This window comes from Acinetobacter sp. MYb10 (assembly GCF_002980175.2).
GTDB classification, from domain to species: Bacteria; Pseudomonadota; Gammaproteobacteria; order Pseudomonadales; family Moraxellaceae; genus Acinetobacter; species Acinetobacter guillouiae.
In genome coordinates this window covers 4107820-4132763 of record NZ_CP058272.1, presented here as the reverse complement: position 1 = coordinate 4132763, position 24944 = coordinate 4107820, and the positions used below count along the sequence as shown (strand labels likewise).

23 protein-coding genes and 1 pseudogene are annotated in these 24944 nt (G+C 36.9%); 10 read left to right on the top strand and 14 right to left on the bottom strand.

The genetic code is table 11. The features are described 5' to 3' along the window. Nucleotides 1-356 precede the first annotated feature (356 nt). The gene (locus tag CQZ96_RS19250; protein WP_056518058.1) at nucleotides 357-827 is read left to right on the top strand and encodes a hypothetical protein; all 471 of its coding nucleotides are present in this window, start codon (nucleotides 357-359) and stop codon (nucleotides 825-827) included. Between the two features lie 93 nt (nucleotides 828-920). Here CQZ96_RS19250 and CQZ96_RS19245 read toward each other — a convergent pair whose 3' ends face one another. From CQZ96_RS19245 to CQZ96_RS19220, 6 genes are all read right to left on the bottom strand, one after another. Then, nucleotides 921-1772: a PD-(D/E)XK nuclease family protein gene (locus CQZ96_RS19245; protein WP_105713561.1), complete on the bottom strand. Its 852-nt coding sequence runs from the start codon at nucleotides 1770-1772 to the stop codon at nucleotides 921-923. Beyond that, nucleotides 1730-2020: a hypothetical protein gene (locus tag CQZ96_RS19240; RefSeq protein WP_105713560.1), complete on the bottom strand. Its 291-nt coding sequence runs from the start codon at nucleotides 2018-2020 to the stop codon at nucleotides 1730-1732. The genes CQZ96_RS19245 and CQZ96_RS19240 overlap by 43 nt, the downstream gene beginning before the upstream one ends. 133 nt (nucleotides 2021-2153) lie before the next feature. Beyond that, a complete protein-coding gene (locus tag CQZ96_RS19235) occupies nucleotides 2154-2561 on the bottom strand; it encodes a PIN domain-containing protein (protein WP_105713559.1) in 408 nt (135 codons plus the stop codon). After that, nucleotides 2558-2809 (bottom strand): DUF6364 family protein, encoded by a 252-nt coding sequence (locus CQZ96_RS19230; protein WP_105713558.1) that lies wholly within the window; start codon nucleotides 2807-2809, stop codon nucleotides 2558-2560. The genes CQZ96_RS19235 and CQZ96_RS19230 overlap by 4 nt, the downstream gene beginning before the upstream one ends. Nucleotides 2810-2976: 167 nt before the next feature. Further along, a complete protein-coding gene (locus CQZ96_RS19225) occupies nucleotides 2977-3471 on the bottom strand; it encodes a DinB family protein (protein WP_105713557.1) in 495 nt (164 codons plus the stop codon). 289 nt (nucleotides 3472-3760) lie between these two features. After that, entirely contained in the window at nucleotides 3761-4282 is a 522-nt protein-coding gene (locus CQZ96_RS19220) for a hypothetical protein (RefSeq protein WP_105713556.1), read from the bottom strand. Nucleotides 4283-5104: 822 nt separating this feature from the next. Here CQZ96_RS19220 and CQZ96_RS19215 point away from each other — a divergent pair. Continuing rightward, nucleotides 5105-6097 carry a putative solute-binding protein gene (locus CQZ96_RS19215; protein WP_096734844.1) on the top strand — a complete coding sequence of 331 codons (993 nt, stop codon included), beginning with the start codon at nucleotides 5105-5107 and terminating at the stop codon, nucleotides 6095-6097. A gap of 54 nt (nucleotides 6098-6151) precedes the next feature. Here CQZ96_RS19215 and CQZ96_RS19210 read toward each other — a convergent pair. The 3 genes and pseudogenes from CQZ96_RS19210 to CQZ96_RS19200 all read right to left on the bottom strand — a co-directional run bounded on the left by CQZ96_RS19210 (nucleotide 6152) and on the right by CQZ96_RS19200 (nucleotide 10650). Further along, a pseudogene (locus tag CQZ96_RS19210) lies at nucleotides 6152-7183 on the bottom strand (hypothetical protein). Nucleotides 7184-7450: 267 nt separating this feature from the next. Then, nucleotides 7451-9523: a M13 family metallopeptidase gene (locus CQZ96_RS19205; RefSeq protein ID WP_105713554.1), complete on the bottom strand. Its 2073-nt coding sequence runs from the start codon at nucleotides 9521-9523 to the stop codon at nucleotides 7451-7453. A gap of 242 nt (nucleotides 9524-9765) precedes the next feature. Further along, a complete protein-coding gene (locus CQZ96_RS19200) occupies nucleotides 9766-10650 on the bottom strand; it encodes a LysR family transcriptional regulator (protein ID WP_105713553.1) in 885 nt (294 codons plus the stop codon). A gap of 164 nt (nucleotides 10651-10814) precedes the next feature. Between CQZ96_RS19200 and CQZ96_RS19195 the strand changes: the two genes are divergently transcribed. Both CQZ96_RS19195 and CQZ96_RS19190 read left to right on the top strand, forming a co-directional pair. Beyond that, the gene (locus CQZ96_RS19195; RefSeq protein WP_105713552.1) at nucleotides 10815-11396 is read left to right on the top strand and encodes a chromate transporter; all 582 of its coding nucleotides are present in this window, start codon (nucleotides 10815-10817) and stop codon (nucleotides 11394-11396) included. Between the two features lie 6 nt (nucleotides 11397-11402). Then, nucleotides 11403-11921, top strand: a complete 519-nt coding sequence (locus tag CQZ96_RS19190) for a chromate transporter (protein WP_105713551.1) — start codon at nucleotides 11403-11405, stop codon at nucleotides 11919-11921. Between the two features lie 159 nt (nucleotides 11922-12080). On the opposite strand, the gene CQZ96_RS19185 is transcribed toward CQZ96_RS19190, so the two are convergent. Continuing rightward, entirely contained in the window at nucleotides 12081-12554 is a 474-nt protein-coding gene (locus tag CQZ96_RS19185) for a hypothetical protein (protein ID WP_105713550.1), read from the bottom strand. Between the two features lie 149 nt (nucleotides 12555-12703). Between CQZ96_RS19185 and CQZ96_RS19180 the strand changes: the two genes are divergently transcribed. Then, a complete protein-coding gene (locus CQZ96_RS19180; protein WP_105713549.1) occupies nucleotides 12704-13282 on the top strand; it encodes a DJ-1/PfpI family protein in 579 nt (192 codons plus the stop codon). 619 nt (nucleotides 13283-13901) lie between these two features. Then, entirely contained in the window at nucleotides 13902-16136 is a 2235-nt protein-coding gene (locus tag CQZ96_RS19175) for a TonB-dependent siderophore receptor (RefSeq protein WP_105713548.1), read from the top strand. A gap of 97 nt (nucleotides 16137-16233) precedes the next feature. Here CQZ96_RS19175 and zigA read toward each other — a convergent pair whose 3' ends face one another. Together zigA and CQZ96_RS19165 are read right to left on the bottom strand one after the other, a co-directional pair. After that, nucleotides 16234-17460 carry a zinc metallochaperone GTPase ZigA gene (zigA, locus tag CQZ96_RS19170; protein ID WP_105713676.1) on the bottom strand — a complete coding sequence of 409 codons (1227 nt, stop codon included), beginning with the start codon at nucleotides 17458-17460 and terminating at the stop codon, nucleotides 16234-16236. A 305-nt stretch (nucleotides 17461-17765) separates the two neighbouring features. Further along, nucleotides 17766-18524, bottom strand: a complete 759-nt coding sequence (locus tag CQZ96_RS19165; protein ID WP_171287908.1) for a D-Ala-D-Ala carboxypeptidase family metallohydrolase — start codon at nucleotides 18522-18524, stop codon at nucleotides 17766-17768. 110 nt (nucleotides 18525-18634) lie between these two features. Here CQZ96_RS19165 and folE2 point away from each other — a divergent pair, with 110 nt between their 5' ends. From folE2 to CQZ96_RS19145, 4 genes are all read left to right on the top strand, one after another. Next, nucleotides 18635-19537: a GTP cyclohydrolase FolE2 gene (gene folE2, locus CQZ96_RS19160; RefSeq protein WP_105713546.1), complete on the top strand. Its 903-nt coding sequence runs from the start codon at nucleotides 18635-18637 to the stop codon at nucleotides 19535-19537. 51 nt (nucleotides 19538-19588) lie between these two features. Then, nucleotides 19589-20149 carry a carbonate dehydratase gene (locus tag CQZ96_RS19155; protein WP_105713545.1) on the top strand — a complete coding sequence of 187 codons (561 nt, stop codon included), beginning with the start codon at nucleotides 19589-19591 and terminating at the stop codon, nucleotides 20147-20149. Further along, nucleotides 20139-21494: a dihydroorotase gene (locus CQZ96_RS19150; protein WP_105713544.1), complete on the top strand. Its 1356-nt coding sequence runs from the start codon at nucleotides 20139-20141 to the stop codon at nucleotides 21492-21494. The genes CQZ96_RS19155 and CQZ96_RS19150 overlap by 11 nt, the downstream gene beginning before the upstream one ends. Nucleotides 21495-21746: 252 nt before the next feature. After that, nucleotides 21747-22160, top strand: a complete 414-nt coding sequence (locus CQZ96_RS19145; protein WP_004717464.1) for a MerR family transcriptional regulator — start codon at nucleotides 21747-21749, stop codon at nucleotides 22158-22160. Between the two features lie 255 nt (nucleotides 22161-22415). Here the strand turns inward: CQZ96_RS19145 and CQZ96_RS19140 are convergent, their stop codons facing one another. Beyond that, nucleotides 22416-23654, bottom strand: coding sequence for an NADH:flavin oxidoreductase/NADH oxidase family protein (locus tag CQZ96_RS19140; RefSeq protein ID WP_105713543.1), 1239 nt, complete (start codon nucleotides 23652-23654; stop codon nucleotides 22416-22418). A 210-nt stretch (nucleotides 23655-23864) separates the two neighbouring features. Then, nucleotides 23865-24695 (bottom strand): alpha/beta fold hydrolase, encoded by an 831-nt coding sequence (locus CQZ96_RS19135; RefSeq protein WP_004717468.1) that lies wholly within the window; start codon nucleotides 24693-24695, stop codon nucleotides 23865-23867. Nucleotides 24696-24944 lie beyond the last annotated feature (249 nt).

The window sequence follows — 24944 nt, the reverse complement described above, 5'->3', positions numbered from 1 at the left end:
TGATTTAAATTTAAAAGAAAACCCGCTTTAGAGCGGGTTTTCTTTGTTTAAAGCGTTGGTATGTTTAGCTTTTTAAAAATTTGGTTATATTCAAATCTATTGTTTTATTTCAAAATTTTTTATCTGGGAAAGCACCCTCACCCCAGCCCTCTCCCAGAGGGAGAGGGGGCGTCATCTGATTTTAATCATGTTATTAATCTCATACTTTTTACGAGTTAATAAGCATAACGAGGCAAAGAGTCATTTTATCTTCACTATTACTTTTTTATTTTCCAGAAACAGTTACACTTTCAAAAGAAATCTTTGCTGTTATTACTTTAAAAACATTAATCTACTGCTCAAAATTCAAGGTCAAAATGAAAATATCTATCCTAACTCTCTCAACACTTGTCCTTTTCACAACTACAACTTTCGCAGAAACGAAAGTTAATGTTCCTTCAAAAGAAGCGAGCTTGATTTTTAAAGCAGCAGGTTTTGCAAAAACAAAGCATGGTTGGGAAGGAAAATGCGAAACAGGTGAAATTACTGTATATCGGGATTTAAATAAAGATGGGCTAAATGATGCTGTTATTTCAGACTACAGCAGTATGTGTTATGGCAATACAGGCGTGGGATACTACCTTGTTTCACAACAGAAAAATGGGAAATGGAAAACTATTTTTGAAAACGCGGGTATACCGACTTTTCTAAAAAGCACAGGCAAAGACGGCTGGCCTGATATTGAAAATGGAGGTCCAGGTTTATGTTTTGCGGTATATCGTTGGGATGGTAAAAGTTATGAGGTAAATCGCTATGAGTATCAGGGTAAAGCCTGCTCATTAAACTAAGCCAACCTTACTTTAAGCCAAAGCATTAAAAAAATATTGATTGGTTAAGCTGATTTTATTTTAAAAGAAAATCCGTTTTAGAGCGGGTTTCTTTTAAGGTGAAATTTTCTCGATAATACCATTAATAGCTTTGCTTATTTTATTAACACTTTCACCAAGTGGAAATTCAAACACTTGCACATACCTAACATTCCCAAGTGCATATTCACAAATTACGTTAATTTTTTTTGCCTTTAAATAATCTAAAAAATATTGATAGCTTTCATCTTCTAGTGGCTTTTTATGACGCTTAGTATAAGGAGTTAAAAAAACTGACACCTCCTTTAATCTATATAGAATTTGAATTTCTAAAACCCAATTTTGCACATAGATATATTCTGAATTTATATATTTCGTAAGGTCATTCCAATTTCCACCTTTATCAGTAAGTATATTTTTAACATCGAATTTTTCTTGATATAGGTTCTCAATATTTTTTCTCAATTTTTCATCTAAGTAATTAAGAGATATTTCTTTAAATTTTTGTAATTCATCTAATTTATCTACATTATTAATACAGAATTTTAATACTCTCTCTTCATCGTAATTCATATTTTTATTTCTCTTTAAGTTCATCATTGCGTCAAAATAATCATTAATGAATGGTGTCAAATATGTTATCTCTACACCCTTATCAGCTTTCAGTTTATCAATTTGGCTCAATAAATCGAAATGGCTAACAAATTTAAATACTCCCGTTTTTGATTTTGGCTTTTCTATACCTAAAATCAAATAGTAAACTTTCGAAAATTCATACTTTTGATAATTTTTTTCAATATAACTTTTATACACATGAAATGGATTATTTATTTTATGACGGATCTTATTTTCAACAACAAATAAATATGGATCAGCTTCAATTATCAAATCAATTCTACCGAATTGTTCTTTTTTTGATAAAAACAAGACGTTTCAACTTTAGTACTACTTAATTTTGGTATCTTAACTTTTATATCTAAAACATTAAATAAAGCTTGTAAAGGAATTGCCCCTAGACCATGGTTTTTATGAGAATCAAAAATTAAACCTAAAATTTGAGTGCTTACTGATTCAATTTTATTCGCATTAATTATTTGTAAAAAGTTTTCCTTTTTTACTTGTTTTGGTATTTCCATTTTTGAAAGAAGTTCAATAAAGTGATCATCTATTTTCATGATAAAACTCATCTTTTTGTTCTATTCTTGTAGGATGGAACGCTAAACTTTTACTAGTCAAAATTTCCCTAAGTAAAAACTAAATCTCTTAAATATTCTATTATCCGATTGTAGAATAAATTTAAAATCCTCTTTACTCAACAAAAAAACTCGGTAAAACAACACTTATTTCAGCAAACTTATAATCCTGAATATTTCTCGTCACGATTTTGCTACAACCAAAACTCAACGCAGAAAAATATTGAATTGCATCTTCAAAATCAGAAAACTTAGACACCAACGCTTGTGAAATCCCAACATGATCAACAGGGATAATCACCAAGAATTTTAAAAGTTGTTGAATAAAAAGACGCGCTTTCTCATCACCTCCCAACTTACGCAAAATATAATAAATATTGGCAACACTGTTCGAAGAAATGCACCCTGTAAAATGCCCTTTCTCACACAACGCTACAACAGTTTGACTTGCCTCAACAAAAGGCTGACGCGCTAAAGCCACATCCAAAATTACATCAGAATCAATAAATATCCGCTCGCTCATTTATGTTTTTCCATACGAGCCTCAGAAAGCAATACTTTATAATCTTGCCCTTGGTCTTGAATGGCAAACATCCCAGTCAAACTTCCAGTAATAGGCGCTTGAACATCACTCGAAATTTCAGTGTGTGTTGAAATACGATCTAAATAAGCTTCAACCAAACTCGAAACACTCTGCTCATGTTCCTGAGCATAAAGTTTCGCCCGTTCAATCACTTTTTTATCTATAGATAAAGTCAATTTCGCTTGCATAAGATTTCACCTCATACGTATCATTTAATTAATTATACGTATTGGTTAATTTTTAACAATTAAATTTTAACAAAATGAGACAAGGATTGATTTCGCATACCTAACTTATTTCTAATATCAGAAAGCAAAAATCACCTGTCATTTATAAATTATCAAATTATAAACTATCAAAGCGCTCTCCGTTCAGGTTCATACTGATGAATAAATACTGTATATGTATCGGCAGGATGAACCACCTGAGCATGATGTAAAGCATGCGCGATATTGCCTCTATGATATGTTCCATGATTGATGAGATGAAAGAGGATTTCTTCTATTGATAGGCTACCCGTTTTTTTATCTATAAATTGAAAATGAATAATTACTGCAAGTTGATCCGATTGAATATTTTGTACAAATTCAATAAACCATAAATCTGATGCAGCAATTCGATGTTTAAGTTCATCTAAGGAGGGTAAAAATTCTGTATTGGTTTGAGTGTGCAACGCTTTTGTGTTTTCTAGCCGAGATCTAAATAACTCTTCGACAATGATCATATGATTGAATTGTTGCTTGGCAAAATTATAATCTTCTAAATAATGCACTTGATCAATTTGATCTATGGCTTTAAATAAACGCTGATCTGACCATTGTTTATATAAAAAGAGTTTTTCAAAATTCATTAAATTGACCTAAGCTTTCTTTGAATCAAATCATCAAGATAACATGCAATCACTGGAAAAACCCGATCTTTTAAATACCCTCAACCACCAATTTTTACAAACCAAAACTCAATCTAATTTTAACAATCTAACTTAAAACAAGCTTTCTTGATGCATTCATTCCACTCCCCAAACCCTTTCAATAGTAAGAGGAGCTTCTTTGAGATTTCTATAATGATTTCAATTGAATCATGAAGATTCACTCTTGTTTAAACAGAGAAGAAGTCTTGCTCCGTAAAGGTAAAGTGATTTATGGACGAATCACACCCAACTTATTCCAAATATCTGGGGTTAAAAACGTCATCACCAATTTATTTAAGTCGACATATCGCAATACACCCTGTAACTGTTTTTTCACTTCAGGGTTTTTAATAATATCTTCACCTGTCGTACGACCTAACTCTTGGAAACTGTCACCTACTGCTTGCACACCTTCAGCTGCAATCACTGCTTTGGTCTGTGCGGAACACTGCTCTACAATTACCCGTTGTAAAACCTGAGCAAACTTTTGATCGAGTTGTGTTCTTTGCGCATCACTGACATTACTCAATGCTTTTAGATCGGGGTGTGTAGATAGTGCAGCAAAGGTCCACTGCAATACTGTAGTTTTATCTGTTGCTGTAGTTGCTTTTACCAAACAATCGCTAAGTTGATCAACGGTTGGCCCTGCGACAGCAAATTGTGCTGTTCCCATTAATGCCGTCGCCATAAATACAGAACGACCCATATGGGAAAATTTAGAATGCATTGAGGAGAAAATTTGGCGTGACATAAACAAAGTCCAATTCGAAATTAAATCCTTTGTATCACAAGCGCTACCTATTCGCCTGTTATGACTCTGTAACTTGAATTACTTCTCATTACAACAAGATAAAATCAAATACTGGATAAATGGAAAAACTGAACTTTCCATAATCATCCGATAGAGGCAGATGACAATCCTCACCTAAAAGAGTGAAATCATCGCGCCTTAACATAATTAAAAATACAGTTTAGAATAGGTCCAAACTTTATATTCAAAATTAAAAACAACGTTCAATGACAATTCTACAAATTACGCTTTCTTGCTTAGGTATTTTATTCTGTATTTGGCTCTATGCGCTTATTTTCTACGAAAACGTACTTCGCCTTAACCTGACAAAACTACAAAAATGGTGGCAGTCGAATAAACGCAATCCTTTCATGGCAATATTCAATTTCATTTGTAGAAAGATCATAGCTTTAATTCAATGGGTCGCCTATATTCTTAAAAAAATATGGAATTTTCTCAAAGAATTTATTGCAGAAATAATTGGTCAACTAATTATTCGATCTATTCTCAATATAATTAAAGCAATATTTCACTTAATTGCTCGAATTTTTGACTAGATAAATTTGCTATAAAATAGTGGCTTATTTGCTGTACTAAACTCGATTCAATATTTATGTTGTATTTAAAAATAGAAAGCATCTCAAATCTCAATCGATAACCCATACTAAAAAACCTACATTTGTTGGGTTTATTGACACAAAAAACAATCCTCATGGTCATTAGTTCATCAATAGCACATACGTTTTAATAAGATATGCCATAACTGTTTATAGGGAAATATATATGAAAATGGTTCAAGCTCTCACAATAACTACTTTATTCGCACTTTCAATGCCTGCTTTTGCAAAGCAAGTTGTATGTGTTTTTGATCCGGTTGGTAAAGCAGGTGATGCATATGCCCTAGCTAAAGATTATGCACTTGAAGCAAAAAATTGGGGTGCGGATATAGATTTAAGAGCCGTTACTGACGAAAGGCTCGCCGCAGAAGACTTAAAAGTGGGTAAATGTGATGGTGCTATTATCAGTGGTTTACGTGGTCGCCAATTTAATAAATATATTGGCTCCTTAGACGCGATCGGTGCATTAACGGATATGAAAACAGCCATTTCAGCCTATAAATTATTGTCTTTACCTCGAGCAGCGGAAAAGATGATCAATGGCCCTTATGAAATTGCAGGATTAGGTACAATTGGCCCAGCATATCTTTTTGTAAATGACAAAAATATCAATACTTTAGCAAAAGCTGCCGGTAAAAAAATTGGGGTGTTCCGTTATGACGAAGCGCAACCAAAATTGGTTCAACAAGTGGGCGCACAAGCTGTTTCTGTTGATGTCACCAGTGCAGGCGCTAAATTTAACAATCATGAAATTGATATCCTTCCTGCACCTGTTGTTGCATTTAAACCCTTTGAGCTCTATAAGGGCTTAGGAGAAAAAGGCGGAATTGTAAAATTTCCACTGACTCAAATTTCGGCCAATTTTATTATTCGCAAAGACAAATTCCCTCAAGGCTTTGGACAAAAATCTCGAACTTGGGTCGCGAGTCAATTGGGCAGAACATTTAACATCGTAGCAAAATATGAAAAAGAAATTCCCGCAAAATATTGGATGAATATCCCAGCCAATGAACAACTGAACTATATCAAAATGATGCGTGAATCTCGTATTGCACTGACTAAATCAGGTATTTATGATCCACAAATGATGAATTTCCTCAAAAAAGTTCGCTGTAAAGAGAATCCGAGTAGTTTTGAATGTTCATTGAATGATGAATAACGCTTTTAATTTATTTGGGTGTTTCGCTCCATTGAGATGAAACACCCTATTCCATTATTTAATCTGCTTTAGCATATGTTTGGCAACTGCATGATTTTGATTACCCGCCAAATTCTGCAAAATTCGTTTAGCTCGATCTTGCGGATTAGAAAAACGCTGACTATAACTTGGCACATTGGTCAAACATCTTGCCACCAACACACCTGATTCAGCATAGACATTAATTCCACTTGTTCCATGCAAGCGCCCATAATTATAAGCACGTTCAGCATTGTTACAGGCATTGATCTGATTTTGTCCACGTCCTAACTCTTTACGCGCAGAAATATATAATTGCATCTGTTGTGACTGCGGTGTCGTTATTGTTTTTTCAGGCTGAAGCTTTTCTTTCACTTCCTCTGCAACTGCGGCGACTGGCTTTTTTTCTTCCACGACTTTAACAGGGGAAGTTTTTGCTACGCTGTTAACAGTAGCATTTTTTGAATTGTTCGTTTTTATATCAATGTTTTTTGTATCACTGCTTTTTGAATGACTATTTTTAGATTTCTTTTCTTGGACAACTACCGCCATATTGCTTTTGTTGTTATAGAATTTATTAAGCTCATCCAAAGATAAAACCTTGGTTTGTAAATTTACAACTCTGGTTCCTGTTTGATCGAGTTTACGTTCAGATAAAGGTTCGATGGATACATACCATTGCTGACCATTACTTTCAGTACATTGGTATGTACCGATCCCCTGTTTAACACTGCTATAAGTATTTAATAATTTTTTTGCCCAAATATCCTTAACAGAACTCATTGTGCTTTTTTGCACTTGAGAAAAATGACCACCTTTGGCATTACAATAACGGCTTAAGTAACTTTTCGGTGTTAAAGACTACACCTGCTGATCGCTTTGTTTTGATCCCCAATCATAAACATATTCTTTAGATGCACTATTGTTTTCATTAATATTGTGCTTATCAATGAGTTCTTGAGCAGAAGCATATTGTTTAAAAGCGTCTGATGTTGATGTATTCATGGTTGTACAACCCTGCAATACAAAACCGACCCCACCCAACAATAAGAATGTTTTTAAATTCACCTGATATTTCTCAATTATATTTATGCATAAAAATATCTTAAAATGCTCAAAACAACAAACTTATTACATTGAATTTATTGACTATTTATCAAAATAAAGTGATAAGAAAATCACAAAAAAAATGATTAGAGATAATCAATTAAGTTAAAACTTAAAAAGCTCTATCTAGACATCTATTCCACTGCCATTTATTTATACAACATGTGAAAAAATATAAAAAAACCTGCCAAGTCTTGATACAGCTTGGCAGACTTTTAGGTCAGATAATTACCAAATGGTCACGCGTTTATTGGCAGGTAAATACATTTTATCGCCCTGCTGAATATGAAAAGCATCATAAAATGGCGCTTGATTTAGCAAGGTGGCATTACCACGAACTTTATCAGGTGAATGCGGATCTCTTTTTAAGAATTCAACTTGCATTGCATCAGTAATTTTAGAACGCCATGCTTGTGCCCAACCAATATAAAAGCGTTGTTCACCTGTTAAATTATCCAATACTGGTGCAGCCTTACCATTTAAAGACAGTTGATAAGCCTTATAAGCAATTGCCAATCCAGAGTTATCAGCAATATTTTCGCCTAAGGTTAACTCACCATTAACATGATAGCCTTTGATTGGCTCATAAGCGTTGTATTGAGCAACCAATGTATTGGTTTTTTCTTTAAATTTTCGATGGTCTTCTGCTGTCCACCAATTTTTCATATTGCCCAATTCATCAAACTGACTGCCTTGGTCATCAAAGCCATGACTGATCTCATGTCCGATAATTGCACCAATCGCACCATAGTTCACTGCATCATCGGCATCCATATCAAAGAATGGAGGTTGTAAAATTGCTGCTGGAAAGACAATTTCATTTAAAGAAGCATTGTAATACGCATTGATGGTTTGCGGTGTCATGCCCCATTCATCACGATCAACAGGCTTGCCCAATTTATTCAAGGCATATTGATGTTCAAATTCACGTGAACGGATCACATTACCAATCAAGTCATTATTTTTGATTTCTAAAGCTGAATAATCACGCCATTTGTTTGGATAGCCAATTTTCACCGCAAAACTTGCTAACTTTTTCTGCGCCTGAACTTTCGTGGTTGGGCTCATCCAATCCAGTTTGTCTATGCTTTGAGAATAAGCTTTCATTAAGTTTTGCACCAAGACTTCCATGCGTTGTTTTTTCTCAGCAGAAAAATACTTTTTCACATAAATTTGGCCCAAACTTTCACCTAAAGTTCCCTCAACCAATTGCACACCACGCTTCCAACGTGGTTTCTGCTCCTTAATTTCTCTGAGCTGTTTGCTATAAAAATCAAAGCTATTGTCTACGAAAGCTTGACTAAGCAATGATGAAAAATCACTAACTAAATGAAATTTAAAATAAGCTTTCCAAACCTCTAGTGAGGTATTGTCAACAATTGGGCTTAACCCTTTGAAGTAACTTGGTTGAATGACTTGTATGGTTTTAATCTTATCGGACAACTCTTGTTTTTCTAGATAAGTTTGCCAATCAATTTTTGGACTAAGTTTAGCTAAGTCTTGCGTTTTATAAATATTATAGAGTTTTGTTACATCACGGTTTTGAACATTACTCCATTGTATCTTGGCGATTTGCGTTTCTAATTTTAAAATCCCTTGCGCATGCTGGGCGGCTTGCTTGTCTCCAGCTAGGGTTAAAGTTTTTTCAATATACTTTAGATATTGCGAACGGATTTTCTTAAATTTGGCATCATTTTTTAAATAATAATCACGATCAGGTAACCCTAAACCACTTTGCCCAAGCATTGCCACCATTTCAGTTGAGTTTTTCATGTCTTGGTCAATACCCACATCAAAAGGGCTGGTTACACCAATACGTGAAAAATGTGCGGCCAATTGCGCAATATCTTTTTTGCTTTTCAATGCATCAACATTGGTAATTTCCGCTTGAATCGGCTGAATACCCAATGCTTCAATACTTTTTTCATCCATAAAATTGGCATATAGACTTGCCACTTTTTGCTCTGAACTTCCTTCCACCAATTGCTGTTTTGAAAGCTCATCGACAATATCATGCAATTGTTTTAATGATTCTTCATGCAAAATATCAAAAGTTCCCCAACGTGATTTATCTGCAGGAATTTCGGTATTTTTCAACCATCCTCCATTTACATGTTGATAAAAATCATCATTTCCTTTTACATTTTGATCAAAATATTGATGATCAATCCCCGATTTTTTTTGATCTTTCACAATAGCTGAAGTGGTTTGAGTGATTTGCCCTGTTGTTTCAGCCCATACTGGTGCAGATGACAACATGATTGCAGATGCTAAAACACTTTTTACAAATCCAAGTTTCAAAGCGATATCCTCAATTCTATTTCTAAGGTTTGAATTTAAAACAATAATACTAATCTTGAGCTCAGACTTTATGTGTAGCAAAAATGCAATGATTCACTGATTTTGTTTTTAAAATAGAATTTCAAAGCATAAATTATTGCGAAACAGCTTAACCTAGATCTTTAATCACAGTGAACAGCTCAAACATTCAAAATATATAAATCCACTTATTTAGTTGGAGCTTTAGCAAGTCAACCTATAAATTAAACGAGCAAATTTAAAATATGTTTTAAACGGATATTTTCTGCATCCTGCTTATAGACTGCATAAATTGGTGCAATACACGGCGTATCCGCTTTAAGCGCTTTGTAAATAATTTGCTTGTTCCAAAAATCTCGAATGGCCTCTGGAACAATCGACAAACCAATCCCTGCTGCAATCAAATTTAAACTCGACGTTAAACGTGGGGCTTCTTGAACAATCTTTGGACTAAATCCAGCCTGATAACAGCTAGCCAAAATATTATCAAACAAGTCTTGTCCTGCTAAACGGCGATACAGTACAAAATCATAAGGCTCTAAATCAAGTAATTGGATGGCATCAGGATGTTCCGTTAAGGGATGATTATTGGGCAATGCCACAATTAAAGGCTCATCAAGTATATGCAAACTGGTGAGTCCCAAACCAATCGGCGCAGGCTTACGCAAAAAAACGATGTCATTCTTTTCATTGATAATCGAATCAATCAATGAGCTACTGCCATCTTCTTCCAAATGAATAGATACCGCTGAAAATACTTCACGAAAATTACGCAGTAAAGCAGGCAAAAAGGAATGTAAACCGACTGAGTTGGTAAAACCAATATTGATTTGCCCTTCCAAACCTTTAGAAATATTTTGCACGCGTTTGGGAATAGCCTGTGCATGCGCAAGTATGGTAAGTGCCTCTTGGTATAAGGCCTTACCCGCTTCAGTTGCTTCTACGCCACGCGGTAAACGCTTCAATAAATCTGTGTCTAATTCATCTTCTAAGTTTTTGATAATCCGTGTTAAAGGCGGTTGCTGCATATTCAGACGTACCGCTGCCCGAGAAATATTACTTTCCTCAACCACAGCCACAAACGCATTAAGCTTATGAATATCAATCATCTTTTCGCCTCAATATCGATCTTTTCATTTTTATCGTGCTAATTCATGTTTAAAGCATACTTTTTAGGTATGAATAACAGCAAAAATAGCATTTTTCTTTATAACTCAACAAGCAGATAATCATATTCAAGCCAAGTACATCACAGCAAATTGAAGAGGTCTAAATGAATACTGAAGCAATCCCAATGGAACAATCCATGACCACACCCAATTGCAAAGCATTATTTTTAGGCTTTATGAAACTTGGCCTCATGGGGTTTGGTGGGGTACTCCCTCTCGCACATCGTTTAATTGTAGAAGATCAGAAATGGTTAACATCTGAAAAATTTACCGACTTGTTGGGTGTCTGCCAAATCTTACCCGGTGGGAATATTGTAAATATGGCAGTGGCGATTGGTTCTGACTTTGCTGGAGTAAAAGGCGCGATTAGTGCGGTATTTGGTCTTATGCTGGCCCCGACCATTATTGTTATCTCGTTGTACCAGTTATACAGCAGTTTTCAAGATATCCCAATGGTGCAGCACATGATTCAAGGTTTAGCTGCCGCTGCTGCGGGTCTACTGTTTGCTACAGGTTTTAAGATGTTAAAACCAATCATGAAAAGTAAGCTCACCTATTTCACCATTATCTTGACCATTATTTTTATGCTGTTGATTAAATTACCCTTGGCACTGACGCTGTTGATTTTAATCACCGTGAATATGGCAGTTTTAGCATTTAATCAAACTAAAGTGACTCAGGAGTAAAATAAGATGTATGTTCTCATCGCACTGACTTTAGTGTTTACTCAACTGTCTTTATTGGCCTTTGGTGGCGGGAATGCCATCTTACCTGAAATGCAACATCAGGTGGTTGTGATTCACCGATGGATGACTGCTGAGCAATTCAGCTCTATGTTTGCAATGGCGCAAGCTGCACCAGGTCCAAACATGATGATTGTTCCCTTGGTGGGATGGCATGTCGCAGGGCCTATGGGACTGATCGTGACGTCTTTTGCAAAGTTTGGTCCGTCTTCAATCATCACCATTTATGCACTTAAATTTTGGAATAATTTTAAAAGTCATCCACTTCGGGCGAAATTTGAAAAGGCGTTAAAACCTATTACAGTCGGCTTGGTTTTAGTCAGTGCTTGGATTATTGCCCAAGCCTCTGCTCAAAATATTTTACTGATCGCAATCGTCGCCATCACCATTTGTCTAAGTCTGTTTAAGAATGTTCACCCAGTTTGGTTAATGGTGATTGGTGCTGGTACAGGTGCTTTAATTCTGTAGATATTGATCAAGACCACCTACGCAGGTTCATTCATAAAAATTCAGTCAAGACATCTCTCTCCCTCTAAGCCGTGTATCACACAAAGCAAAGAGGGAGAAAATTTAGAATGCAATAGAGATTTAAATTGCGACTGCTCTATATAGCTTAATATATCTATTTTACTGCTGGTTTTCTAAATCACGTTCACGACAAGAAAGCTCATAATATTCTGCTGTTGGTAATGCTTTCAGTTTAAAACCATAATAATCACTGGCATCTGATTCTACTTTGCTTAATGAACACTGGTTGGTTTTGGCAAATTGAGTCAAGAGTTTCATATCACTCTTTTTAGCTAAAACAGCTCCCCAACCCTCACTGACACAACATCCAGCATACTGTGTCATATATTCGTCTGATAGCAGTGCAACCGTTTGCCCCATAAATTGAAGCGGTTTTTTTAGTTTATATACATCATTATAGTCATTTCTTGAAATATCCGGTTTTTTATTGATTAGCCCCTGCTTCTGCATCTTTTTAAAGCTTGGAAACTGTGCAGATGCCTCGCCCATTCCTCTATACACTGTTTCTTCTACCGCAGCATGGCTGCTCATAGCAGCAATCACGATCACTAAACCCAATAGATACTTTTTCATATTTTTCTCATTCATCACTGAATACAATTTTTATTACAGTTAAGTCTGTTAAATTAAGACTAAAGCCGTATAAATTCAACTTAAAACTGCAACTAGAGCATGCTATTTTACATGAAATAAATCATAAAATTTGAACAAAAGGTGTAAAAATGTCTAAACAAATTCTAATGTTAGTGGGTGATTATGTTGAAGATTATGAAACCATGGTTCCTTTTCAGTTCCTCACTGGATTGGGCTATAGCGTTCATGCAGTTTGCCCTGATAAAAAAGCTGGCGATACAATAGCAACAGCGATTCATGATTTTGAAGGTGAGCAAACCTATAGCGAAAAACGTGGTCACAACTTTGCAATTAACTATGACTTTAACCAAGTCAACAGCGACAACTACGTTGGATTAGTGATTCCGGGTGGTCGTGCACCTGAATATTTACGTATGAATGATCGAGTAATCGAAATTGTTCGCGAGTTTGATGCGATTAAAAAACCAATTGCCGCTGTTTGCCATGGTGCGCAACTGCTTGCCGCAGCCGATGTATTAAAAGGACGCTTATGTTCCGCTTATCCTGCATGTGCCGCAGAAGTTAAACTTGCAGGCGGGCAATATGCAGATATTGCAGTCACTGAAGCAGTCACAGATGGACACCTGGTAACAGCGCCAGCATGGCCAGCGCATCCAGCTTGGTTAGCCCAATTTGTTAAAGCGCTTGGTGCAACGATTACTTTATAAAATTTAAAAATGTCTAGGCTAAGTTTTCCGCTGAGAGAAAACTTAGCCTTATACAACAGTGAAACTTTAAAAATGTTTAGGCTACATAAAGACCTATCAATGTTGCGTTTTCTAACGCTGTATCTCAGCAAAGCTCATTGAGCTATGCAATAATTATTTATAGAATTTTTTGTTCAAACAATAGGTTAGTATAAAAGTGGAAATCATTGAATTACTCCAACCCGTACCTTAAATAAAGATGATTTAGAACCGATTACCATTGAAACAGGGACTTTATTAAAGGTACTGATGGTGAACGCATCCTCATATCTTGTTGGTGATGAATCAGGTGTTTCGTTTCTGGTTAATTTCTCAGAAGAAAACCAACAATGGAAAATGATATAAGCTTTCAATTCGGGATCAGGATAAAGCTCAGTCAATAATTAATCATCGTGATAAATAAAATACAAGACTACCCTTCTAGTACTTATCTTGCAAAATCAAAATCTTAAGTTTACTGCACCTGCTAAATTCTGCATTTAGACTATTCATAAAAAAGTTTAAAAATTATGTTTTATTTGTATCTTTTTGTATATTAATTGATAATAATAATGATTCTTATTTACTAATTTCTATTCTTATGGACAATCTACGTAAACAAACGGCATTAAACATTGCAATAAAATCAATTCTTATTTGCAGTGCTATTTCCCATAGTGCCTTTGCACAAGAGCAAAAAAGTAATGAAGCGAATGCTTCGGTACTTCCCACCATTACAGTTAAAGCAGATGCTCAGGATGAAAAAACTGAGGGAAGCGGAAGTTTTAAAGCAAAATCCTCAAGAAGCTCATCAAAATTAAAATTATCTTTAAAAGAAACACCACAATCTGTAAGCGTGGTCACCCGTGAACAAATTGAACAACGCGGGCTGACCATTCTGGATGATGTTCTTGCCGCAACACCAGGCGTTACTGCCACTAAAAATGACAGTGAACGTTCTAACTACTATTCCCGTGGTTTTCAAATTACCAATAGGCAAATTGATGGTATGCCTGTAGGAGACAATGCTCCCCGCTTTGATAGTTTTTTCTTTGACCGAGTTGAAGTGATCAAAGGTGCTTCTGGCTTAACTGGTTCAACAGGCAGCCCTTCTGCAACCATCAATATGGTACGTAAGCGTCCTGAAAAAGAGTTTAAGGGCAATGTCAGCTCAACTTATGGCTCATGGGACAATACTCGTGTTGAAGCAGATGTATCCATTCCTCTAACTCAAGATGGCAGTGTTCGAAGTCGATTCATGGCAGCGTATACCGATAAAGAATCCTATATGGATCGTTATAAGCTCAAGTCAACAGCCGCAATGGGGATCATCAGTGCAGATTTAACCCCAACAACAACAGCCTCAGTCGGGTTTCAATATCAAGACAACGACCCTAAAGGCTCAACGTGGGGAACAGTACCATATTTTAATGCTGATGGAAGCAAAGCAAATTTTTCGCGAAACTTTAGTTTATCTGCGGACTGGAGTTCAATTGCCAATACCGATAAAACCGTTTTTGCCGATATTGAACATACTTTTGCCAATGACTGGCTGGTTAAAGCAGCGATTGCCCACAGCACCTCGGATAATAGTTGGATGGTGGCTTATGGTGGTAGTGGCTTTCCAAACCCAAACACGGGGAAAGGCTTAAGTCTATGGAGTATGGTCAGCCCTTATGCTGAAAATAAAAAACTCAATTTAGATCTTTATGCAACAGGACCATTTCAATTGTTAAATCGCCAACATGATTTAATTATTGGCTATAGTGGTTTTAAAGGTGAAAGTACTGAATTAGATGTGACTCCAAGTATTAATTATCCAGCAGTCATACCAGATTATCGTAATTGGACAGGTAATATTCCAAAGCCCACTTATGAAAAGAATGGGGCTGGAAAGAAAACAACAACTGAACTATATGGTTTATATTCGACTTTGCGGTTAAATTTGGCAGATCCACTTAAACTTATTTTAGGTGCACGTTATAGCTCATATGATTATAAAGTCGATGAGTGGAATCGCAATACTCTCCCTACAAAACCACGTAGTTTTGACCAACTGATTCCTTATGCAGGGATTTTGTATGACATCAATGACACCTATACCGCTTATACCAGCTATACCAATGTATTTAACCCTTCATCCAAACAAGATCGTTACGGTGACTATTTAGATCCTGAAATGGGAAGCACCACTGAGCTAGGAATTAAAGCGGATCTATTAGATGGTAAGTTATTGACCAGTGCTGCTTTATTTTGGTCAAGTGTCAAAGATCTTGCCGTTGTAGATGCAGAATATCCCGATGACGTACAAAACGGCACTATTCCCAAAGTCAATGGTATGGAAACCGCTTATATGTCATCAGGCAAAGGACTTAAAGTCAATGGTATTGAGTTAGAAGCCATTGGAAAGTTACAGGAAAACTGGAATCTTAGCTTCGGCTATACCTATGTAAATAGCGTGAGTTCTGCAATTTCTAATGCTTTAACAATTACTCCACAAAATCAGTTAAAGTTATTTAGTAGTTATACCCTTCCAGCGAACCTCTGGGCAGGTTCAGAAAAACTAACTTTCGGTGGTGGATTGAATTGGCAAAGTGAAATTTCACAAAAATGGGGGCGAGCTCCTGCAAATGCCTATAACGATGGTGTAGTCACACAAAAGGCCTATGTATTGGCCAATGCTTTTGCCAGTTATAAGTTAAGTGATGAGCTGACTGCAAGTGTGAATATCAATAACTTATTTGATGAAAAATACTATTTAAATGTAGGTTTCTATAATGGTGTTTATTGGGGGGAACCACGTAATGTGACTTTCACTTTAAGAGCTAAATTTTAATAAAATATAAAGCCAAGCATGAGCGTATAATTAAAAGCGCTCATGCTTACAAGTATTCTCAGCAATGCTTTGGCTGAATTGAATAGATCATAATGAATTAATGGCTAATGATAGAATCAGTCCACCCACTAAAAGGATTTTCAAACTCTTGCCATTTTTCTGCCCCTAAGGCCATTTCATCATCGTTTAATAAACAAGCATCAAATTGACGAATAAGTTCAGATTGATCCATTTGCATCCCAATCAACACGATTTCTTGTCGTGCATCACCTGTTTGAGCATCCCAGCTTTGTTGAATTGCATCTCGACTTTGTTGATCTGTAGGCCAATGTTCATCTGGCACTGCTGCCCACCAATATCCAGCAACGCCATGGCGTGCCATCGCCCCTGCTTGTGACCAAGATCCAGCAAATTCGGGATTTGAGGCTAACCAAAAAAAGCCTTTGGAACGGATTACGCCTTTCCATTCGGAGTTGATAAAATCAAAAAACCGTTGTGGGTGAAAAGGTCTGCGCGCTCGATAAACAAAATTATTGATTCCATATTGCTCTGTTTCAGACGTATGCTCACCTCTTAATTCCTTTAACCAACCCGGAGCTTGTGCCGCTTCGTTAAAATCAAATAGCTGGGTATTTAACACCCGATCAAGATTCACCTTGCCAAACGCAGAAACTTCAATTTTTGCTCTTGGGTTTAAAGACTGCAAAATGCCAAATAATTTTTCCTGCTCGTCTTGATCAATCAAATCTGTTTTATTCAATACAATCACGTCACAAAACTCAATTTGATCAATCAGTAGATCAACAACATTTCGCTCATCTTGTTCACCTAATGATTCACCGCGCGCTTGTAAACTATCCAGCGAACTATAATCTTTTAAAAAGTTATAAGCATCGACCACGGTCACCATAGTATCTAAGCGGGCAAACTCATTGAGAGAAATCCCATTTTCATCTTCAAAGGTAAACGTTTCTGCAACTGGGAGTGGTTCAGAGATCCCTGTAGATTCAATCACCAATTGATCAAAACGCTGATCCTGTGCTAAACGATGCACTTCAACCAGTAGGTCTTCTCTTAAGGTACAGCAGATACAACCATTACTCATTTCAACTAGCTTTTCATCCGTCCTTGAAAGCTCAGCACCACCCTCTCGAACTAAAGCGGCATCAATATTGACCTCCGACATATCATTCACAATCACTGCAATTTTTCGGCCTTCGCGATTGTTTAAGATATGATTGAGTAAGGTGGTTTTTCCAGCCCCCAAGAATCCAGAAAGCACGGTGACGGGAAGTTTTTGCGAAGTGGCTAAAAGAGTATTCATTGGCATTCTCACTTTATATTTTTGTGTTTTCATATCGAGATCGACATGAAAATACTGACTGAATAACTCCAAACAGATTTCTTTAGAGTTAAATTTTAGCTGTGCTTGCACATACATTTTCAACACTGCAATTTGATGATTCGGTTTTAATCATTCGGTGATGATTACAGCGTTTTTCCAGATCCTATAAATCTAAGCTGAGGATTGAAAAACATCAGGATTAAGATTGTTTAATAGCGGATAAACATGTGTCGCTTGAATTTCTCGTATTAAAAGTTGTCTGATGTCACGGATGAAATTTGACTTCATGGCGATTCACTCACTTTTTTATTGTTGCCAATTAAAGCGTTATTGACACATGGTGATGAGCTATAGCGATGGTCTGCACCCCAAGTACGAAAACCTGCACTATCAATATGAATCTGTCCTGATGCATAGACGCCTAAGCCCATGTGAAGTTCCTCACCAGAATCCAGCCAAAATTGACATAATTTTGCTTTGCGCTCTTGAATCATCAGCTGTTGGTTTAAGTTCGGATTTTCATCACCAATACGAAAATCTAATGCAGCATTAAAAATATGTTTGGATGAAGGAGCGCCTTTTGCACACTGATTAAGCTTGAAATTTCGATAGACAGAAGTCACGCTAAACTGGGTTAAAATTTTTTCATCCACAAGACGATTTAAAATTTTTAATGTTGGCACAATATTGCCCCACAGCTCTTGTGGCGGAACTTCAAATTCAGATGCATCACATTGTTGCCAATCTCTGGCTGTTTGTAAAAATTCAAAAGTAGGAATATAAGCAGAAATACCTTGTTGCTTTAAAAAGCGCTGATAAGCCTGAACGCTTTCAGCATTTGTCGGCTCACTGAGCCATTTTAAATAAGCAGGCGGCAGATTTTTCTCTTGTTTTAAAATACCTTGCTGCTGAGGAAAGTCTGCTTTTAATGGCACTTGTGGTGACGTTTGCTGAACTGTACGCATAGCATGAATTGTATTTGAGTTGTTTTGACTACATGCAGAAAGGCAGAGTATGAATCCGATCAAATATTTTTTGTTCATCTCAATTTGCAATGATCTCATAGCGTAAATTTAACTCAGATGAGTAGTGTTGATTAATATTGTTATGTTATAACATAACAATATGTATTTCAACTTAAGCTATTCCCCCTATGAATCTTGTTCTTCCAGATGTTTCTGCTGAATCCTCACTCACAAGAAGCTATCACTACCCGCTCGATTGGGTCGGTATGGAAAAAATCGCGCTTCCGCTTTATCTCGAAAATAGTCTTTGTCAAAGCCAAGTGAATGCTTATGTCAGTTTGGATGATGTGTTTGCCAAAGGTATTCATATGTCGCGCTTGTATACGCGACTTTTGAAATTGAGCACGATCAAAAATTTAGCGCTACTTGATATTAAAGACGCTTTATTAGATTTCTTAGCCAGCCATAAAGATTTATCAGCACATGCCAAAATTGAAATTCATAGTGAGCTTTATATCGAGCGCCCTGCCTTAGTCAGCCAATTGTCTGGCTGGAAAAGCTATCCTTTTGTGTTGTCCTGTCAGCTTTTAAAAGATGATTTTTATGCTGAATTAAAAATCGAAATTCCCTATTCATCTACTTGTCCTTGTTCCGCAGCACTTGCCAGAAACATCATCCAACAAAGATTTGCAACCGCATTGGAAAATCATGAGATTCACTTAGACCCACAAGAAATCCTCAGTTGGCTAAATAGCACAGATGCAATTGCAGCAACGCCTCATAGTCAAAGAAGTTTTGCTCAGTTAAATTTCAAATTAGATCAAAACATTCAGTATATTCCACTGATTTTATTTATTAATCAGGCTGAACAAGCCTTGATGACACCCGTACAAACGGCGGTAAAACGTATCGATGAACAAGCCTTTGCTGTTGCGAATGGTCAAAACCTGATGTTTTGTGAAGATGCATTAAGACGCTTGTATGCCACATTTATCCATCATCCCAGCATTCTAGGCTTTAACTTTAAAGTGATTCATGCGGAAAGTTTACATGCTCATGACGCAGTTGCTCAGGGCGCTTGGCAATGGTAATGCCTTATCTCAACCACCCTCATTGTTTAACTTATTTAAAATGGTCTAGTCATGCTTAGAAAAAACCCATCTGGAGATCTCCCTGTTATAGATCAATCAGCCTATGTTGACCAAACAGCGATTATTTGCGGAAAAGTCATTATCCATGCCAATGTATTTATTGGACCTTATGCAGTGATCAGAGCAGATGAAACCAATGACGCGGGTGAAATGGAACCCATCATTATTGGTGCTAATTCCAATATTCAAGATGGAGTGGTGATTCATTCCAAAGCGGGGGCAGCAGTGATCATTGGTGAAAATTCTTCAATCGCGCATCGCTCTATTATTCATGGTCCCTGTGAAATTGGACATCATGTTTTTGTTGGCTTTAACAGTGTGTTATTTAATTGCAAAGTGGGTCATCACAGCGCGATTCGTCACAATGCAGTGGTTGATGGCCGTGATTTACCCGATCATTTTTATGTGCCTGCCATGAGTTATATCAACCCTAAAACTGATTTAAAGCAATTTCCACCCATTGATATTTCAATCAGTGAGTTTTCAGAAAGCGTTGTCAGCACCAATATCAAACTGGTTCAAGGCTATAAGGCATTGCACAATGAGTTTTAAAAATTCGCCCAATCTTATTATTCGTAATGCCAATATTGTCAATGAAGGCAAGCAGTATTATTCCGATGTACTGATTCGACATGGTCGGATTGAAAAGATTCATCCCAATATTACAGGGGCTTATCATGCGAAAAATATAGATGCTGAAGGTTCGTGGTTAATTCCTGGCATGATTGATGACCAAGTTCATTTTAGAGATCCTGGCGCAGCGCATAAAGGCAATATTGCTTCGGAATCAATGGCAGCAACGATTGGTGGAATCACCAGCTATATGGATATGCCAAACACCAATCCAGCCACCTTAACCCTAGACGCTTTGACCCAGAAAAAGCAGATTGCAAAACAACATAGTCGGGCCAATTATGCTTTCCATTTTGGAGTCAGTGCGCATAATTTAGATATTATTGAACAGCTTGATCCCAAATCAATCAGTGGTGTTAAAGTTTTTATGGGCGCTTCTACGGGTGATATGCTCGTCGATGACCCTAAAGTTTTGGAACGCTTATTTGCAAATGTTCCAACGGTTTTATTGACTCATTGCGAATTTACCCCTGCCATTAAAGCCGAAGAAAATTTCTATTTTCAAAAATATGGGGAAAATATTCCAGCAGAAATTCATGCGCAGATTAGAAATAAACATGTCTGCTTTGATAGCTCAAAATTAGCTGTATCTTTGGCTGAGAAATATGCCACACAGTTGCATGTTTTACATATCACCACCGCGAAAGAACTGTGTTTGTTTAAAAACCTGCCTTTAAATCGAAAACATATCACAGCAGAAGTGTGTATCCATCATCTCAGTTTTGATGATGCTGATTATGCTACTTTGGGCCACTTAATTAAATGTAATCCCGCCATTAAAACCCAGCAAGATAAAGATGCTTTGATTAATGCCCTTGCGAATAGTAATCGCTTGGATATTATTGGTACTGACCACGCCCCACATACTTGGGATGAAAAACACCAGTCATATTTTTATGCCCCTTCTGGCCTGCCTTTAGTACAACATGCGTTACCTGCACTGATGGAGCTAGTTACAGCAGGTAAACTGAGTATTGAAACACTGGTTCAAAAAACTGCACATCAAGTGGCAGACTTATTTAGGATCAAAGACCGTGGTTATATTCGAGAAGGTTACTGGGCTGATTTAGTGATCCTTCGAGAAAATCAACAGCACATTGCAGTGAAAGATCAAAAAAACTATATGAAATGCAATTGGACACCATTTATGCATAAAACATTTGCTTATGAGGTCAGCACCACAATTGTTTCGGGGCAACTTGCTTGGCATCAACAACAGCTGTTTTTGAATTGTCAGGGACAACAACTTGAAATTAATCGTTAAAATAGCAAGTAACGAATAAATGGCATGAATTTATTCCAAACCTTTGATATTTAAATGGATCATTTTTTAAGTTTAAATATCATTTATCGTGAAATGTTCTCATGATTTTAATTCAATGAGAGAATTTCCATCGAAAGGACTCCCAATATTCGTTTAAACCTAATTGACCTCAGCTTTAACGTTATTTTTCATCTTGCTTTTGCCTGAGCATAAGTCTAAAGTTAACTTTAATGTTAAATGGAAGTCTGTAAAATGAACATTAGCGAGTTATCCAAACAAAGTGGTTTAAGTACCCCAACGATTCGTTATTATGAACAAATTAAACTGCTTCCTAAGGCAAAACGTAAATCTAATGGTTATCGTGAATATAGCGACAATGACCTCAAACAATTATTTCTAATTCAGCAAGCGCAACAAGTTGGATTTTCATTGGCTGAAATCAAAGCTTTCCTGCCTTCAAATGTAGGCAAGTGGGATCATGATATTCTGATTGGATTACTCGAAAGTAAAATCAAAGACATTGAAGATCTAGAACAAAAGTTGTTGATCAGTAAGCAAAACCTACGCAGCATGATCACTGCAATCAATAGTAAGCCTGACGAAATCACCTGTGAAGAAAATGCCAACCGTTTACTGAATCTGTATTATGCCAATGATAAATGTTAAAAATGTCCATGTTATCGGAAAATCATAAAAGCGATTGAGCTTAAATCTCAATTTAAGCTCAGGATTGTGCATAGGTCATTGATAAATTATCTATGATGCTCAAACATTGAAATCTGCAAAACTGCTTGATCAGTATTCTCATCATTACTTTAATCGGTGATCATACCTAAGCATTAGGGAAATCCTCTTTGAGCCACAGCCGCAGTACAGTCTGTCGGATCACATCAAATCCAACATCTGAACAACGCACTGTACTTAAGCTGAATGTGAATACTCACGCATACGTTTTTTATACTGACGTGTGCGGCATGTCGTTTCTGTCTGTTGTACTATCAAGGCCCATAAAGGTGAAACCTTAGGATTCGATTTTTTCCCATGACTAAGTTTCTGTAACTGGAATTTGACTGTTGCCATATTGGCAAGTGAAGCTAAGGTTTTATTTTCCCAGTGAATTGGTTTCAATTCAGGTGCGATATTCTGACCTTGTTTCCATTCGTTGGGTAAGTTAGGGTCGATTGCTAAGGCTGTTGCAATTCCGACCATATCGATCCCACTGTCAATGACTTGTTCTGCAACGGGTTTACGGCGAATACCACCGGTTACCATAATCGGCATATGGGCAACCTTGCCAATCTCTTGAGCAAACTCTAAGAAATAAGCTTCACGCGCCAAAGTCCGACCATCTCTAGCTTGGCCTTGCATAGCAGGTGCTTCATAACTCCCCCCTGACAACTCAACCAAATCAACTGACAGATCATTTAACATTTTAACCACTTGCTGCGCATCCTCAGCACTAAAACCACCACGTTGGAAATCGGCAGAATTCAGTTTAACAGCAACTGTAAATGTTGATGACACCACTGCACGTACTGCTTTGACAATCTCAATCAAAATACGCGCACGGTTTTCCAATGAGCCGCCCCATTGATCTTGACGTTGATTGCTTAAAGGCGAAAGGAACTGACTGAGTAGATAGCCATGAGCTGCATGAATTTCTACACCAGTAAATCCCGCCTTTTCACCTAAACGTGCGGTATTGGCAAAACGTTGAATCACTTCGTCAATCATGGCTTGAGTCATTTCAATTGGAGTATTAAAACGATCTGACATTTTACCTAAATCTAAAGCCACAGCAGAAGGTGCCCACGTTGGCTGACCTAAATTTGACTGCATTTGGCGACCTGGATGGTTGATCTGCAACCATGCTTGCGCGCCTTGAGAACGTGCGATTTTCGCCCAACGTTTGAAGTGCGCTAAATGCTGTTCATCTTCCAAGACCACACCACCCGGTCCTGTCATCGCACGACGATCCACCATCACATTACCTGTAATGATTAAACCGACACCACCATCTGCCCATGCCTGATACAAACGCATGAGCTCTTCTGATGGTGCATGATTGAGATCTGCCATATTCTCTTCCATCGCAGCTTTTGCAATACGATTTGGAATCTGAGTACCATTGGGTAAAACTAATTTTTCAAAGACGTTCATTTTTATAGCCTCATAGAGTATGGACTTACTTTAAGATTAAAGTTCACTTTAATGTCAATCCTTTTTTCGCATTTAATTTTTATTATTTTAAGAACTAATTTTATTCAAAGACTTACATCATAATAAGATAATAACGATCTGATACTTTAATAAAAAAAGAGGCCGCAAGGCCTCTATTGATATTCTGTTTTTAAATCAAACGACAACTATTCACTCGCGAATAAACGCCAATAAATCTGGATTAATCACATCGGCATTGACGGTTAACATACCGTGTGAATAACCTTTATAGGTTTTTAATCGGCCATTTTGAACCAGTTTGGCAGAAAGTACCCCTGAGTTTTCATAAGGTACAATTTGATCATCATCCCCATGCATGACTAAAACAGGCACTGAGATTTTTTTCAAATCTTCGGTAAAGTCAGTCTGTGAAAATGCAACAATTCCATCATAATGCGCTTTTGCTCCACCCATCATGCCCTGTCGCCACCAATTCAATACGACGGGTTCTGAAGGTTGAGCATCTGGTCGGTTAAAGCCATAGAATGGCCCCGCTGGTAGATCATGATAAAACTGAGCACGATTTTTAAAAAGCTGATTCTGTAAGTCATCAAAGACTTCTTTGGCTAAACCTTGCGGATTTTTTTCCGTTTTCAGCATAATTGGAGGTACAGCACTGACCAATACGGCCTTGGATACATTTTCCTCGCCATGACGTGCAATGTAGTGAACAACCTCACCACCACCAGTGGAGTGACCAATATGTACTGCGTTTTTAATGCCCAAGTGTTTGACCACTTCTGCAACATCATCGGCATAGTGGTCCATATCATGACCATCCCAGACCTGACTTGAACGTCCATGTCCGCGACGATCATGTGCAACCACACGAAAACCTTCATTTAAAAAGAACAATAACTGAGAATCCCAGTCATCCGAGCTTAATGGCCATCCATGATGAAAAAATAATACTGGGGCATCTTTCGGTCCCCAATCTTTATAAAAAATATCAACACCATCTTTTGTCGTAACATATGCCATGTTAATTTCTCCTGTGTATGATTTACACTTTGAATAACTTATTGCTGTTCTCATTTATGTCAGTAAATTACAATGTTTGATACGATTCGTATGGACCGTCATTCTATACTAAGGTTAAGGTTAACTTTAAGGTCAATGCTTTTGGTGATTTTCTGATAGCAGAAATGTAAATCTATAAAAAATAAAAATACACAAATATCAGGATTTATTATTGAAAGAAAACAGCTTTATTTTTTTATATAGGATTGT

What these genes read in the sequence shown, in the direction of transcription:
- CQZ96_RS19250 (WP_056518058.1), top strand. Translation starts at nt 357, where the DNA reads ATGAAAATATCTATCCTAACTCTCTCAACACTTGTCCTTTTCACAACT.
- CQZ96_RS19240 (WP_105713560.1), bottom strand. Translation starts at nt 2,020, where the DNA reads ATGAAAATAGATGATCACTTTATTGAACTTCTTTCAAAAATGGAAATA.
- CQZ96_RS19235 (WP_105713559.1), bottom strand. Translation starts at nt 2,561, where the DNA reads ATGAGCGAGCGGATATTTATTGATTCTGATGTAATTTTGGATGTGGCT.
- CQZ96_RS19230 (WP_105713558.1), bottom strand. Translation starts at nt 2,809, where the DNA reads ATGCAAGCGAAATTGACTTTATCTATAGATAAAAAAGTGATTGAACGG.
- CQZ96_RS19225 (WP_105713557.1), bottom strand. Translation starts at nt 3,471, where the DNA reads ATGAATTTTGAAAAACTCTTTTTATATAAACAATGGTCAGATCAGCGT.
- CQZ96_RS19220 (WP_105713556.1), bottom strand. Translation starts at nt 4,282, where the DNA reads ATGTCACGCCAAATTTTCTCCTCAATGCATTCTAAATTTTCCCATATG.
- CQZ96_RS19215 (WP_096734844.1), top strand. Translation starts at nt 5,105, where the DNA reads ATGAAAATGGTTCAAGCTCTCACAATAACTACTTTATTCGCACTTTCA.
- CQZ96_RS19200 (WP_105713553.1), bottom strand. Translation starts at nt 10,650, where the DNA reads ATGATTGATATTCATAAGCTTAATGCGTTTGTGGCTGTGGTTGAGGAA.
- CQZ96_RS19195 (WP_105713552.1), top strand. Translation starts at nt 10,815, where the DNA reads ATGAATACTGAAGCAATCCCAATGGAACAATCCATGACCACACCCAAT.
- CQZ96_RS19190 (WP_105713551.1), top strand. Translation starts at nt 11,403, where the DNA reads ATGTATGTTCTCATCGCACTGACTTTAGTGTTTACTCAACTGTCTTTA.
- CQZ96_RS19185 (WP_105713550.1), bottom strand. Translation starts at nt 12,554, where the DNA reads ATGAAAAAGTATCTATTGGGTTTAGTGATCGTGATTGCTGCTATGAGC.
- CQZ96_RS19180 (WP_105713549.1), top strand. Translation starts at nt 12,704, where the DNA reads ATGTCTAAACAAATTCTAATGTTAGTGGGTGATTATGTTGAAGATTAT.
- CQZ96_RS19175 (WP_105713548.1), top strand. Translation starts at nt 13,902, where the DNA reads ATGGACAATCTACGTAAACAAACGGCATTAAACATTGCAATAAAATCA.
- zigA (WP_105713676.1), bottom strand. Translation starts at nt 17,460, where the DNA reads ATGAATACTCTTTTAGCCACTTCGCAAAAACTTCCCGTCACCGTGCTT.
- CQZ96_RS19165 (WP_171287908.1), bottom strand. Translation starts at nt 18,524, where the DNA reads ATGAACAAAAAATATTTGATCGGATTCATACTCTGCCTTTCTGCATGT.
- folE2 (WP_105713546.1), top strand. Translation starts at nt 18,635, where the DNA reads ATGAATCTTGTTCTTCCAGATGTTTCTGCTGAATCCTCACTCACAAGA.
- CQZ96_RS19155 (WP_105713545.1), top strand. Translation starts at nt 19,589, where the DNA reads ATGCTTAGAAAAAACCCATCTGGAGATCTCCCTGTTATAGATCAATCA.
- CQZ96_RS19150 (WP_105713544.1), top strand. Translation starts at nt 20,139, where the DNA reads ATGAGTTTTAAAAATTCGCCCAATCTTATTATTCGTAATGCCAATATT.
- CQZ96_RS19145 (WP_004717464.1), top strand. Translation starts at nt 21,747, where the DNA reads ATGAACATTAGCGAGTTATCCAAACAAAGTGGTTTAAGTACCCCAACG.
- CQZ96_RS19140 (WP_105713543.1), bottom strand. Translation starts at nt 23,654, where the DNA reads ATGAACGTCTTTGAAAAATTAGTTTTACCCAATGGTACTCAGATTCCA.
- CQZ96_RS19135 (WP_004717468.1), bottom strand. Translation starts at nt 24,695, where the DNA reads ATGGCATATGTTACGACAAAAGATGGTGTTGATATTTTTTATAAAGAT.